The 13,652-nt window shown below is 32.0% G+C and carries 12 protein-coding genes; 7 read left to right on the plus strand and 5 right to left on the minus strand.

Annotated elements, in window-relative coordinates:
• Positions 1-6 precede the first annotated feature (6 nt).
• Positions 7-273 carry a hypothetical protein gene (locus GN138_RS14060; RefSeq protein WP_157364640.1) on the plus strand — a complete coding sequence of 89 codons (267 nt, stop codon included), beginning with the start codon at positions 7-9 and terminating at the stop codon, positions 271-273.
• On the opposite strand, the gene GN138_RS14065 is transcribed toward GN138_RS14060, so the two are convergent.
• On the minus strand, positions 247-1,083 hold the full coding sequence (locus GN138_RS14065; protein WP_157364641.1) for a UbiA prenyltransferase family protein: 837 nt from the start codon (positions 1,081-1,083) through the stop codon (positions 247-249). The genes GN138_RS14060 and GN138_RS14065 overlap by 27 nt on opposite strands.
• A 121-nt stretch (positions 1,084-1,204) precedes the next feature.
• Between GN138_RS14065 and gcvP the strand changes: the two genes are divergently transcribed.
• The 4 genes from gcvP (at position 1,205) to GN138_RS14085 (ending at position 6,696) form a co-directional block, all read left to right on the plus strand.
• Positions 1,205-4,054 (plus strand): aminomethyl-transferring glycine dehydrogenase, encoded by a 2,850-nt coding sequence (gene gcvP / locus GN138_RS14070; protein ID WP_157364669.1) that lies wholly within the window; start codon positions 1,205-1,207, stop codon positions 4,052-4,054.
• Between the two features lie 160 nt (positions 4,055-4,214).
• Positions 4,215-5,273, plus strand: coding sequence for a 3-oxoacyl-ACP synthase III family protein (locus GN138_RS14075; RefSeq protein ID WP_157364642.1), 1,059 nt, complete (start codon positions 4,215-4,217; stop codon positions 5,271-5,273).
• Positions 5,274-5,305: 32 nt separating this feature from the next.
• Entirely contained in the window at positions 5,306-5,827 is a 522-nt protein-coding gene (locus GN138_RS14080) for a methyltransferase domain-containing protein (RefSeq protein WP_157364643.1), read from the plus strand.
• Between the two features lie 23 nt (positions 5,828-5,850).
• Positions 5,851-6,696 carry a glycosyltransferase gene (locus tag GN138_RS14085; RefSeq protein WP_157364644.1) on the plus strand — a complete coding sequence of 282 codons (846 nt, stop codon included), beginning with the start codon at positions 5,851-5,853 and terminating at the stop codon, positions 6,694-6,696.
• A gap of 159 nt (positions 6,697-6,855) precedes the next feature.
• On the opposite strand, the gene GN138_RS14090 is transcribed toward GN138_RS14085, so the two are convergent.
• Together GN138_RS14090 and pafA are read right to left on the minus strand one after the other, a co-directional pair.
• Positions 6,856-7,662 (minus strand): DNA/RNA non-specific endonuclease, encoded by an 807-nt coding sequence (locus GN138_RS14090; protein WP_157364645.1) that lies wholly within the window; start codon positions 7,660-7,662, stop codon positions 6,856-6,858.
• A 9-nt stretch (positions 7,663-7,671) separates the two neighbouring features.
• On the minus strand, positions 7,672-9,354 hold the full coding sequence (gene pafA / locus GN138_RS14095; RefSeq protein ID WP_157364646.1) for an alkaline phosphatase PafA: 1,683 nt from the start codon (positions 9,352-9,354) through the stop codon (positions 7,672-7,674).
• 189 nt (positions 9,355-9,543) lie between these two features.
• Between pafA and GN138_RS14100 the strand changes: the two genes are divergently transcribed.
• Both GN138_RS14100 and GN138_RS14105 read left to right on the plus strand, forming a co-directional pair.
• Positions 9,544-10,293, plus strand: a complete 750-nt coding sequence (locus GN138_RS14100) for an MlaE family ABC transporter permease (protein WP_157364647.1) — start codon at positions 9,544-9,546, stop codon at positions 10,291-10,293.
• A 2-nt stretch (positions 10,294-10,295) separates the two neighbouring features.
• Complete coding sequence (locus GN138_RS14105; RefSeq protein WP_157364648.1) at positions 10,296-11,063, plus strand: ABC transporter ATP-binding protein; 768 nt, start codon at positions 10,296-10,298, stop codon at positions 11,061-11,063.
• Between the two features lies 1 nt (position 11,064).
• On the opposite strand, the gene GN138_RS14110 is transcribed toward GN138_RS14105, so the two are convergent.
• Both GN138_RS14110 and GN138_RS14115 read right to left on the minus strand, forming a co-directional pair.
• Positions 11,065-12,552, minus strand: coding sequence for a DUF389 domain-containing protein (locus tag GN138_RS14110; RefSeq protein WP_157364649.1), 1,488 nt, complete (start codon positions 12,550-12,552; stop codon positions 11,065-11,067).
• Positions 12,553-12,558: 6 nt separating this feature from the next.
• On the minus strand, positions 12,559-13,647 hold the full coding sequence (locus GN138_RS14115; protein ID WP_197429357.1) for a mannose-1-phosphate guanylyltransferase: 1,089 nt from the start codon (positions 13,645-13,647) through the stop codon (positions 12,559-12,561).
• Positions 13,648-13,652 lie beyond the last annotated feature (5 nt).

Here is a 13,652-nt window from a genome sequence, read left to right on the forward strand (position 1 = left end):
ATAAAAATGAAACAAAGTTTTTTATTTATTAGCTGTGAAGAAGCAAAACACATATGTGATAAAGCACAATATGGAGAAGCATCAACGTGGGAACATATTAAATTAACTATTAGATTAGCATATTGCCGTATAACACAAAAATATTCTAAACAAAACGAGAAACTAACTGAAAGCATTAATAAAGCTGAAGTAAAATGCTTAAATGCTGAAGAACGAAATAAAATTGAAAATCAATTTAAAGAAGAGTTAGCTAAGCAACAACAAAACAACTAACCAAAAAATAGGTAAACTCTCTACCCAAAATGCACTATAATATTTAGATTGTTTTTTGTTTGAAAACAGTAAAAATACCAGAGTTACTAAAGCTATAATATTTGTAGATAATAAAGTTTTATAAGTTAACTCATCCTTAAAATTTTCTAATAACACAAAGAAAACTAAAAGTATCACGCCGATTGCTTTGGTTTTATTTACACCTATTTTCTGAGGTATAGTAGCTAATTTCAGACTATCATAAACAAGGTCTCGTATCTCAAAAGGCAACATTAATACCAATACAAAATAAAAACGCTGAATTACTAAAATCACAATATCTGCATTAATAACGACATCATAATTTAGTACAGGTAATATAACCGAAGTAAAGGTCCATACTAAAGCTATAACATAGACTTTTATACCTCCTATTTGACGTAAATTTTTTTGATTATCAAATAAATACCGCTTCGGTATCATAACAGGTATCGCGTAATAAAACGTAATTACCCCTAAGACTCCTATTAAAATAAGTGCTTCTATATTAAGATAAAATGCAAAATAGCCAGTTGCTAAAAAAGCAAATAATGAAAACACTTGAATAATCTTGAGCCAAACAGCTAAACTACGATGATGAAATTTTGCTAAACCAAAATATTTCACAAAATTATAACCCGTAATTGTACCAAAAAAAACAAATCCTAGAAGCCGCAAATTTAAGGATAAACTAAGCTCAATAAAAGTAACCCAAGTTAATGCCATTGCCGCTAACGCAACATGGATACTACCATTTATATAAAAATGAAAAATGCGTTTAACAGTTTGCATAAAACAAAAGTACATAATGTGTTAATAAACTCTGTTTTCGGTTAAAAACTTTAACCTTCCCATTTATAAAAATGCGCTTAAATCTTTACTTTTGCAAAACACAAAAACTATTTATTTTATAATGGATACAACTTCTTTTGCACTAAGACATATAGGCCCTAATTCTAAGGAACAAAAAGCAATGCTAAACACTATTGGTGTAGATAGTATAGAGCAATTAGTTTCAGAAACTATTCCTAAAAACATTCGCTTAGAAAACGACCTAAATCTTGACGTTGCAATGAGCGAGCAAGAATATTTAAACCATATATATAAATTATCTCAACTTAATAAAGTTTATAAATCTTACATTGGTTTAGGATATCATCCAACCAATCTACCCGCTGTTATTCAACGTAACATTTTAGAAAATCCAGGTTGGTATACAGCTTACACACCTTATCAAGCTGAAATTGCACAAGGAAGATTAGAAGCTTTATTAAATTTTCAAACCATGGTTATTGATTTAACCGGAATGGAAATTGCAAACGCATCACTTTTAGACGAAAGTACTGCTGCAGCAGAAGCCATGTCTTTATTATTTGCTGTAAGAGAACGCAGCCAAAAGAAAGCCAACATTAACAAATTCTTTGTTTCTGATTTAGTTTTACCACAGACTATTGCATTACTCGAAACAAGAGCAAATCCTATTGGTATTGAATTAGTTATTGGTAACGAAGCAGAATACAATTTATCAAATGAATATTTTGGTGCCTTATTACAATATCCTGGAAAAAATGGTCAGATTACAGATATTAAATCCTTTATAGAAAAAGCAAATGCCGAAAATATAAAAGTAGCCGTTGCTGCTGATATTTTAAGTTTAGTAAAACTTGAAGCGCCTGGTAAATTTGGAGCAGATGTTGTTGTTGGTACAACGCAACGTTTTGGTATTCCAATGGGTTATGGCGGACCACATGCGGCTTATTTCGCAACTAAAGAAGCTTATAAACGTGATGTACCTGGTAGAATTATCGGTGTAACAAAAGATGCTAATGGAAACAGAGCTTTACGTATGGCATTACAAACACGTGAGCAACACATTAAAAGAGATAAAGCCACTTCTAATATTTGTACAGCGCAAGTATTACTTGCTGTTATGGCAGGCATGTACGCGGTATATCACGGACCAGATGGCTTAACTTTTATTGCAGATAAAGTTAAAAATGCTACTTCTACCCTTGCAACTGCTTTAGAGAAATTAGGTTTAGAACAAGTAAATACACATTATTTTGATACGCTTCAGATAAAAGCAGATGCGGTTAAAGTAAAATACGAAGCTGAAAAAAGCGAAATTAATTTTCATTATCCAGATACCAACACGGTCACAATTTCATTAAACGAAACCACAAACATTTCAGACTTAAATGAAATTATTTCAATTTTTGAAACCGTAACAAGACAAACTACAGACAAGATTGAATCACTTTCTCATATTAAAACTATTCCAGACCACTTAAAACGTCAATCAGACTTTTTAACGGTTGATGTTTTTAACACCTATCATTCTGAAACCGAATTAATGCGTTATGTAAAACGTTTAGAACGTAAAGATTTGGCATTAAACCACTCAATGATTTCGCTAGGTTCTTGTACCATGAAATTGAATGCAGCATCAGAAATGTTACCATTAAGTTGGAGCAGTTGGGGAAACATGCATCCATTTGTACCTGCAGACCAACCAATAGGTTATAAATTAATGCTAAATGAATTAGAACATCAGCTATCTGAAATAACAGGGTTTGCAGCAACGTCATTACAGCCAAACTCTGGTGCTCAAGGAGAATTTGCAGGTTTAATGGTTATAAAAGCTTATCATGAATCTCGTGGAGATCACCATAGAAATATATGTTTAATACCATCATCTGCTCACGGCACAAATCCGGCAAGTGCAGTTATGGCTGGTATGAAGGTCGTAGTAACTAAAGCTTCTGAAAACGGAAATATAGATGTAGAAGATTTAAGAGAAAAAGCTGAATTACATAAAGATAATCTTTCAGCCTTAATGGTTACGTACCCTTCTACCCATGGTGTTTACGAATCTGCGATTAAGGAAATTACACAAATTATACATGACAACGGTGGACAAGTTTATATGGATGGTGCTAATATGAATGCGCAAGTGGGCTTAACTAACCCAGGAAACATTGGCGCAGATGTTTGTCATCTTAACTTACACAAGACATTTGCAATACCTCATGGAGGTGGTGGACCAGGTGTTGGCCCAATCTGTGTTGCAGAACAACTAGTTCCTTTTCTACCAGGAAACCCAATTATAAAAACAGGAGGACACCAAGCCATTTCAGCAATTTCTGGCGCACCTTTTGGTTCGTCTTTAGTCTGCCTTATTTCTTATGGCTATATAAAAATGTTAGGTTATAGAGGTTTAAAGAAAGCCACTGAAGTCGCTATATTAAATGCCAATTATATTAAAGAACGTTTAGAAGGATCTTACCCAACATTATATTCTGGTGAAAACGGTAGAGCTGCGCACGAGATGATTATTGATTGCCGTGATTTTAAAGCCAAAGGAATAGAAGTTACAGACATCGCTAAACGTTTAATGGATTATGGATTTCATGCACCAACTGTATCTTTTCCTGTTGCAGGAACCATGATGATAGAACCAACTGAAAGTGAAAGTAAAGCAGAAATGGACCGTTTTTGTGATGCCATGATTTCTATTAAAAAAGAAATTGACGCTTCATCTAAAGAAGAGCCTAATAACACACTAAAAAACGCACCACATACGTTAGAGATGTTAACTTCCGATGAGTGGTTACTACCATATTCAAGAGAGGCTGCAGCATTTCCGCTAGACTTTGTTAGAGACAACAAATTTTGGCCAAGTGTAAGACGTGTAGATGATGCTTATGGAGACAGAAATCTAATGTGTAGCTGTGCACCCATTGAAGATTATATAAATGCTTAATGAGTGAATTTTGAAATGCATAAAAACACGCACCTTTTTATGCATTTTAAAATATAACAAACAATAATTACGATATTCTTAAAAATTATAGCTTTAAATCTGTATATAACAGAAAACTGTTTAATATTAATTAACTTCGTAGTACTGAAATGAGATAAAAATGGCGATTAAGATAACAGGAACGGGAAGTTATATTCCTAGTAAAATTGAAAAGAACGAAGATTTTTATAATCATAAATTTCTAAATGCCGATGGTTCAGAGATTAACAGTCCAAATGAAGTTATTGTAGAAAAATTTAAGGCCATAACTGGTATTGAAGAACGACGTTATATTAAAAAAGAATTAGTTAATTCTGATATTGCATTTTTTGCATCACAAAAAGCAATAGAAAATGCAAAAATTGATAAAGAATCAATAGATTATATTATTGTTGCACACAATTATGGCGACATAAAATACAACACACAACAAAGTGATACTATTCCAAGTATTGCCTCTAGAGTAAAGCATTTACTAAAAATAGAGAATCCTAAATGTGTTGCTTACGATATACTATTTGGATGTCCTGGATGGATAGAAGGTGTTATACAAGCCAAAGCATTTATATCTTCTGGCCTAGCTAAACGCTGCCTTGTTATTGGTGCAGAAACTTTATCTAGAGTTATTGATCCGCACGATAGAGATTCTATGATATATAGTGATGGTGCTGGTGCTGTAATTGTTGAAGACACCAAAGAAGAGGGTGGAATTTTAGCGCACGAAACAGCCACCTTTGCATTAGATGAAGCCCATTATATTCATTTTGGAGAAACTTATAATCCTGAAATTTCAGACCAACGACGTTACATAAAAATGTATGGTCGTAAAATTTATGAATTTGCGCTTACCAATGTTCCTAAAGCATTAAAAATGTGTTTAAATAAAAGTGGCAAAGACATTTCTGATATTAAAAAGATATTAATTCATCAGGCTAACGAAAAAATGGATGAAGCTATAGTACAACGCTTCTATAGACTACATAAAATGAAAATGCCAAAAGGTATTATGCCAATGTCTATAAACCTTTTAGGAAATTCTAGCGTAGCAACTGTACCAACCTTGTATGATATGATTTTAAACGGCCAATTAGAAGGACAAGAAATAAATAAAGGCGATGTTATTATGTTTGCAAGTGTTGGTGCTGGCATGAATATTAACGCTATAATGTACCAGGTTTAATTTAAGCAACATTCTTTTACTTAAGTAAATCTATGTACGAAAAAACATATCCAAATAAACGTTTTAATCTTACACTTCAGTTTTTACAAAAGCACATTAGCACGTCTGAATCTATTTTAGATTTGGGAGTAAAAAATCCATTTTCAGAGATTATGATTTCTGAAGGATTTTCAGTTGAAAACACACTTGGTGAAGACTTAGATGAAGACACTACTACTATTAAAAAATCTAATGCAGATGTAGTTACTGCTCTCGAAATTTTTGAACACCTTTTATCACCATACGAAGTTTTAAAATCTATAAAAGCAAATAAACTAATTATTAGTGTACCTTTAAAATTATGGTTTGCCTCTGCGTATAGAAGTAAAACTGACATGAGAGACAGACATTACCATGAGTTTGAAGACTGGCAACTAGACTGGCTTTTAGAAAAAACAGGCTGGATTATTAAAGACAGACAACAATGGACTAATCCTGTAAAAAAAATTGGTATTAGACCAATTTTAAGACGTTTTACGCCTCGTTATTATATTGTTTACGCGGAAAGAGCTTAACTTTGAAAAAAAGATTTCAAATTTTGAACTTTTACATCATTATTCCTGCCCATAACGAAGAAGATTATATTGGTAAAACTTTAGCCTCTTTAACGCGTCAAACCATATTACCCAAAGCGGTAGTTATAGTTAATGATAATTCTACAGATCATACACAAAACATAGCCGAAGATTACGCTTCAAAACACAAATGGATTAAAGTAATAAATTCTACCTCATCTAATAAACATCTACCAGGTTCAAAAATAATTCAAGCATTTTATAAAGGTTTAGCCACCTTAGACACTAATTATGATGTGATGTGTAAATTTGATGCCGACCTTATTTTCCCGGTTGATTATCTTGAAAAAATTTCGAATCATTTTAAGTTCAACCCAAAGTTAGGTATGGCTTCTGGTTTTTGTTATATCGAAAAAAACAACGAATGGGTTTTAGAAAATCTTACCAATAAAGACCACATTAGAGGTGCGCTTAAAACCTATAGAAAAGAGTGTTTTAATCAAATTGGGCAATTAAAAGCATCTATGGGTTGGGACACGGTTGACGAGCTTTTAGCAAAATACCATGGTTGGGAAATTTTAACAGACCAAACATTGCATGTTAAACATCTTAAACCAACAGGACAATCTTACAATAAAGCATCAAAATATCTTCAAGGCGAAGCTATGTACAAAATGCGCTATGGCTTTTGGATTACTTTAATCTCTGCTTTAAAGTTGGCTTATAAAAAGAGAAATTTAAAATTATTTAGAGATTATATGTCCGGCTATTTTAAAGCTAAATCTAAGAACGTTGACTATTTAGTTTCTAAAAACGAAGGAAAATACATAAGAGATTTACGCTGGAAGGGAATTAAGTCTAAATTCTAAAAAATGAAAAAAATGTCTTTCCGAATAAGGAACGAAGAGAAATCTCATAGAACTCTACGAAATCGTCTAAAAACTATATTCCGAATGTATAAAAAAAAGAATCTATTAATTTATAATGATAATGTGATTTCTCACTGAGTTCGAAATGACAAAAAAAATTTAAAAACTCCAATTTTTATAACTGCTAGAGGCTTCAAGTTTATCTTCAATACTATCTTCTAATTCAGGAAAGAAATCAATTCCTGAAAGAGCTTCAACTTTATCAACAGGGACTACAAATTTATATAATGGTAAATTTGAATCTTCATGATCCATTAAAAATGCTAGCATTTTGATTTTACCATTTGTATTATCTAAAATTACTTTATAAAATTGATTAGGTACCGAAACATCTTCGGATCCAATTGTTTTCATTTTGCCAGATAAAACACCTCCTGTCACAACAAAAACGCCATTATTTATTTTAGCCCAATACCTTACTTTCTGCTCCAATCTATTCCAAACACCTGCATTAAATTTGTGCTCTTGTGGAGTTATGTTACTTGTTAAAAACGTTTCGTCATGTGCCGCCTTAGTAAACCGTCTATCTCCTGCAGGACATAGATGCCCTTTATCGTAACCTGATTTTTTATAGTTTCGCCAATGTGCTGCTCCAGTTTTTACAGCATTATCTATTTCAAAATAAGGTCGTTTATGATTTGTAGTACTTAAATGTGAGGCTTTTAACTCATAAGCCACCCACTCGGCTTGCTCATGCTCTTCACTATAAGACAATGAATAATTTTGGTGATGTACTATTTGATTTGTTGTGCTTGTAGGCAAATAATATTCGTTTGTATTTTCTTTTATTACTTTACCTTCGGCTACTTTCCCTTTCACTAATTTAGAGTCAAGATAGAAATCATAACTATATATTGCAATAGCAATGATTATGGCAATTATTGTGAATATTGGCTTTCTTTTCAAATCAACAAATTATTCTAAAATAAAACTTAAGGGTTCTCCCGTAGCTCCATTAGGAAAACTAACACCTAACATGGCAGAAATAGTTGGCGCAATATCTGGAATCATAGTTTTATTTAGAGTTTCACCATGCTTAATGCCTTTGCCAAAGAATAATAAAGGCACATGTGTATCGTAATTTAATCCACTTCCATGTGTAGAACCAGTTCTTCCGTAAGCAATAAAAGCAGTATCATTTACCAAAATAACATCTCCAGAGCGCTTTTGGTTAAATCCATTTTGTAACAACGCCTCTATCCCTGTTGTAAAACTTGTAGCACTCATTGCTGTTGCGGTATACACTTTAGATACATTTTTATAGGTTAACTGCTCCATGGCAATAGCATTTTGCACATCAATTAAGTTTAATCCTAAACTCTTTACTTTAGCTCTATCCAAAAATATTTGGTCATTACTAATGTTTTCTACAAGGTCTTTAGTTCCGTATGTAGTATTTAAAAACGTATTAAATTTTTCCTTTCTGTCCTTATAATCTACATAACCAGCTGGTACATTTACAGATTGTAAATAAGATGGTACATCAACCGCTCCATGATCGGCCGTTAAAAACACGGTATATTCTCCTTTACCTACTGTTTCATCTAAATAGTTAAACAAACGTTCTAAATCTTTATCTAAACGAATATAAGTATCTTCAATTTCTTTAGAATTAACACCAAAATTATGCCCAACATAATCCGTTGATGAATAACTAACTGCTAAAACATCTGTGATATCATCTTTACCTAATTGCTCACCTTTAATTGCCGCAATTGCAAAATCAGTGGTTAAACTGTTTCCGTAAGGGGTTGCTTTTAAAATATCATAACCTCTATTTTCTTTACTTAGTGCTTTTAAATCGTATGGAAATGTTGCTGTTTCTTTGCCTTTAAAACCACCTTCAAAATTATTTTCATCAGATCCACTTTCGGTATACGTAGAAATATCATACAATGTGTTCCATTCTTTTAAATAAGATTCCGCTCTAGTTGACGCATTAAAATCTGTTACCCATTTAGGCAATGTATTCATATAAAATGTACTTGTTATCCAAGCGCCTTCATCTTGCCCATGAAACCAATATGCTGCATTTGCCGTGTGTCCTGCCGGTAAAATTGCACCTCTATCTTTTAATGCAACACCAATTGTTTTTCCTTGCATCTGTGTAAATAATCTATTTTCATCACCAAAAGTGGTTGTCTGCATTCTGTTTGGTGACATTTTACCCGCTTTATTAGCGGTTCCAACTGAATTTACATTGTCGTCTTGCGCACAATACACCATTTCTTTTATTTCCTTATCATAAAAATTGTTTCCAATAATACCATGATATTTTGGTGTAGTACCTGTATAAATTGAAGCATGACCAGGACCAGTATACGTTGGCACGTAATTAAAATGGTTGTTTTTACAATTAAAACCTTCTTTAATCATTCTTTTAAACCCTCCTTCTCCAAACTTGGCATTAAAACGCGTTAAGTAATCATAGCGCATTTGATCTACTACAATGCCTACAACAAGTTTTGGCCTTGCATCTGTATCTGAAATTGGCGGTGAAACAACAATTGTTTCCAGTTTTTCATCAACAACATTATTTTGAGAACCACATGAGGAAAACAAGGTTAAAATAGCGAAAAAAGAGAAGATATTTTTCATTTGAATAAGACTTTAAAATGGATACCAAAATTACAACTTTTATGTTATCTTAATTTTAATTTATGTTAATTTCATGGTATTAATTTGTAACTATTTTTAGTTTTAAATAAGTTAATAATTAATCTTTTTTATTCGTGAAAAAAATCTGAATATGCGCTTTTAAGAATCATTTTTTATACTTTAGCATTAATGAAAACTCCATTAACTTATCTAGGGAATATAGGTACTTACTTTATAATGATTAAGGATATTTTTCGCAGACCTACTAAATGGTCAGTGATGAAACCATTAATCTTAAAAGATATTGATGACCTTATAATTGGGTCTATAGGCATTGTGGCCTTTATTTCATTTTTTGTAGGAGGTGTTGTTGCTATACAAACCTCTCTGAATATGACGAGTCCTATAATGCCAAAGTACTTAGTTGGTTTTGCCACAAGACAATCTATTATTTTAGAATTTGCGCCTACCTTTATTTCCATAATAATGGCTGGAAAAGTAGGTTCTTTTATAACCTCTAGTATTGGTACAATGCGTGTTACAGAACAAATTGATGCCTTAGAAGTAATGGGTATTAATGCTATAAATTACTTGGTGTTTCCTAAGTTTATAGCTTTAATACTTTACCCTTTTGTTATATCTATAGCAATGTTTTTAGGCATTTTAGGAGGCCTATTGGCATGTGTATATGGCGGTTACGGTACAATGGAGAATTATATTGAAGGGGTTCAGCTAGATTTCATTCCGTTTCATTTTGTCTATGCATTTATAAAAACTTTTGTTTTTGCATTTCTATTAGCTACAATTCCTTCATATTATGGTTATTTTATGAAAGGAGGTGCTTTAGAAGTAGGAAAAGCTAGTACAACCTCATTTGTTTGGACCAGTGTAATGATTATTTTGGTCAACTTTTTACTAACTAGTTTGTTACTCGGCTAATTATGATACAAGTTAAAGATTTGCATAAGTCATTTGGAGACGCTCACATTTTAAAAGGGATTACTACTTCTTTTGAAAAAGGTAAAACCAACCTTATTATAGGACAAAGTGGCTCAGGAAAAACCGTATTCTTAAAATGTTTACTAGGTTTGTTTGAATACGAACAAGGTTCTATTGCGTACGAGGGTAAAAACTTTAGTGATTTATCTAAAACTGAGAAAATCAACTTACGCTCAGAGATGGGAATGGTTTTTCAAGGAAGTGCTCTTTTTGATTCTATGACTATTGCAGAAAATGTAATGTTCCCTCTACGCATGTTTACCAAACAGAATAAAAGCGAAATGGAAGACCGTGTTAACGTAGTATTGCAACGCGTTAATCTAGAAAACGCTCATAACAAAATGCCAAGTGAAGCTTCTGGAGGCATGCAGAAACGTGTAGCTATTGCTAGGGCCATTGTAAACAGACCTAAATTTTTATTCTGTGATGAGCCTAACTCTGGTTTAGATCCTAAAACTGCCATTGTTATAGATAATTTAATACAAGAAATTACAGCCGAATTTAATATCACAACCGTTATTAATACACATGATATGAATTCTGTTATGGAAATAGGTGAAAAAATTGTATTTCTAAAAGATGGTTTATTAGAATGGGAAGGCTCTAGTGAAACTATTTTTAGAACAGAAAACGAAGCTGTTACCAACTTCGTCTATTCATCTAATTTATTTAGAAAAGTTCGCAGAATGTACTTAGAAGAAAATAACTAATTTAGTTTCTAAGTACTACTTGCAACGTATCTAAATCTAACCTTTCTTTTAAATATAATCTTAGTTTCTTACTATCGTTCTCAATAGTTTCTTTTGTTGATGCAGAGTCTATCCATTTTACATTAAAAACTTTTAATGTATCAATAGTTGTCATGTTTGAAGTTATTTGATTAGCATACGAGATACTTTCTAATCTTTCATAATTAATTTTTAATTCTCTAATTAACGCTTCAAATGGTATTTGATCTTCTTCTAATTTAGATAGATGTTTCAATTTACTTTCTAAAAATATTATTTTTTGTTGTTGGCTCATTAAATCTAAAGAATCTCTGGTACGTAACTCTTCCATATACCTTATATTATCTAAATTCTTAAGTTTATTTTGGTTCACAATTAATTTTGCATCTTTTAATGACCCATAATTAGACATTCTATTTTGCAAAACACTTAATGTTGATTCTGGAATTTCATCTAATCCAAAAGTACTAAGGGTAATGGTAGAAATACTATCTCTACTATATTCTGGATAAGCATTATTCTTTATATAATTTGCATGTGGCAAAGCACCAAGTTCGTCTTCTATAAATATATTTGCATCTCTATTAAATGTACTTTCTTTATACACATCAAAAAACGTAAAAGAAGCCGGAATCATTACTACAATTGCAATTAATGACGCAAGCCTAGCTATACGTTTACGTTTTTTTGAATTGGCATATTTAAGCATTGGAAAACGCAATACTTTTAAAACCAAAAATGTAGCTAAAGCTATAAAAATGGTATTTATAGTAAAAAGATACATCGCTTGTCCAAAATACTCTAAATTAGCTTTAGCCAAACCATAACCTGCTGTACACAGAGGAGGCATTAAAGCTGTAGCTATGGCTACACCAAAAATTACAGAAGCAATAGTTCCTTTTTTGGTTCTTGCAATGATTAATGCTAATCCACCAAAAAAAGCAATTAAAACATCTCGTATATCTGGTTTTACTCTACCTAAAAGCTCAGAAGTATCTTCGCTAAGAGGAAAAAATCTAAAAAATAAAAAAGCTGTTAATAAACTTAATACAATCATAATTGCCAAGTTTATTAATGATCTTTTTAATGTATCTATATCATTAATAGAAATGGATAATCCAACACCAAGAATGGGTCCCATTAGAGGTGAGATTAACATGGCTCCAATAACTACAGCTGTTGAATTGGCATTTAACCCAATTGAAGCTACAAAAATTGAACAGACCAATATCCATGCTGTGGCACCTTTAAAAGGTATATCTGCTTTTATAGCGGCAATAGTTGCATCTCGATCTGTATCCTCCCTAAAATCTAATAACTCTTTAAGAAAGGTTTTTACACTGGTAAACAAACCTTGTGCATCCTTTTTAACCGCATCTTTTTTTTCTTCTACGGTATTTTCCTTGTTTAATTCATTTGTCTCTTTTGAATTTTCATCTTCAGAGAAATTAAATTTATTTTCGTCACTCATAGCTTTCTAACCATATTCTTCTCCAAAATTAGCTTTTACATTTTGAAGTACTTTTTTAATATCTTGCTCTTTAGCTTTTGGAAAGATAAGTAAAACTTCGTCTTTGTCAACAATGATGTAATCTTTTAATCCATCTACCACAACTACTTTATTGCCCTTGGTTCTAATCATATTACCACTAGAATCTTCGGTTAAAGCTTTAGCATTAACAACTGCATTTGTGTTTTCGTCTTTATCTAATTTATCGTATAAACTTCCCCAAGTACCAAGATCATTCCAGTCGAAAGTTGCAGGTATTACGTAAACATTATCACTTTTTTCCATAAGTGCATAATCTACAGATATATTTTCTGCTTTTTGGTAATTCTCTTTTATAAAATCATCTTCAAATTCCGTGTTGTAAACACTATATCCTTTTTCAAATAAGTCGAATAATTGTGGTTGGTTGTTTTTAAATGCAGCAACTACTGTTTTAGCACTCCACATAAAAATGCCTGCATTCCATAAAAAATTCCCTTGTTCTATAAACGTTTTTGCTGTTTCATAATCTGGTTTTTCTCTAAATTGATTTACAGATTTTATTTCTGTTGTAGCAGTTTTATCATATTCTATATAGCCATAACCTGTGTTTGGAAATGTTGGTGTAATGCCTAACGTCATCAATGCAGAATTAGTTGCACAATAATCAAAAGCCGTTTTTACATTATTTGAAAAAGCCTGTTCATCCTCAATCCAATGATCACTTGGTGCCACTATCATTACGGCATCTTCGTTTTCTTTCTGAATTTTTAAAGACGCATATAAAATACAAGGTGCTGTATTTCGCATGGCAGGTTCTAACACTACTTGACGTTTTGTGATATTTGGTAATTGCTCAAAAACTAAATCATTATAACGCTCATTAGTTAGAATGAAGATATTTTCTTCAGGAATTAATTTCGCTAAGCGATTAAATGTTTTCTGGATTAAAGTATCTCCTGTTCCTAACATATCATGAAATTGTTTAGGAAAATCTTGAGTACTTACGGGCCAAAATCTTGACCCAACTCCTCCTGCCATTAAAATGGCGTAATAATTTTTGTTTTTGCTATCCATCAATT

It is taken from the genome of Winogradskyella endarachnes (assembly GCF_009741275.1).
Taxonomy (GTDB): Bacteria; Bacteroidota; Bacteroidia; order Flavobacteriales; family Flavobacteriaceae; genus Winogradskyella; species Winogradskyella endarachnes.

Excerpts from the sequence above, each read along its gene's own strand:
- GN138_RS14080 (WP_157364643.1), top strand. The coding sequence starts at position 5,306 with ATGTACGAAAAAACATATCCAAATAAACGTTTTAATCTTACACTTCAG.
- GN138_RS14115 (WP_197429357.1), bottom strand. The coding sequence starts at position 13,647 with ATGGATAGCAAAAACAAAAATTATTACGCCATTTTAATGGCAGGAGGA.
- GN138_RS14075 (WP_157364642.1), top strand. The coding sequence starts at position 4,215 with ATGGCGATTAAGATAACAGGAACGGGAAGTTATATTCCTAGTAAAATT.
- GN138_RS14065 (WP_157364641.1), bottom strand. The coding sequence starts at position 1,083 with ATGCAAACTGTTAAACGCATTTTTCATTTTTATATAAATGGTAGTATC.
- gcvP (WP_157364669.1), top strand. The coding sequence starts at position 1,205 with ATGGATACAACTTCTTTTGCACTAAGACATATAGGCCCTAATTCTAAG.
- GN138_RS14110 (WP_157364649.1), bottom strand. The coding sequence starts at position 12,552 with ATGAGTGACGAAAATAAATTTAATTTCTCTGAAGATGAAAATTCAAAA.
- GN138_RS14060 (WP_157364640.1), top strand. The coding sequence starts at position 7 with ATGAAACAAAGTTTTTTATTTATTAGCTGTGAAGAAGCAAAACACATA.
- GN138_RS14100 (WP_157364647.1), top strand. The coding sequence starts at position 9,544 with ATGAAAACTCCATTAACTTATCTAGGGAATATAGGTACTTACTTTATA.
- pafA (WP_157364646.1), bottom strand. The coding sequence starts at position 9,354 with ATGAAAAATATCTTCTCTTTTTTCGCTATTTTAACCTTGTTTTCCTCA.
- GN138_RS14105 (WP_157364648.1), top strand. The coding sequence starts at position 10,296 with ATGATACAAGTTAAAGATTTGCATAAGTCATTTGGAGACGCTCACATT.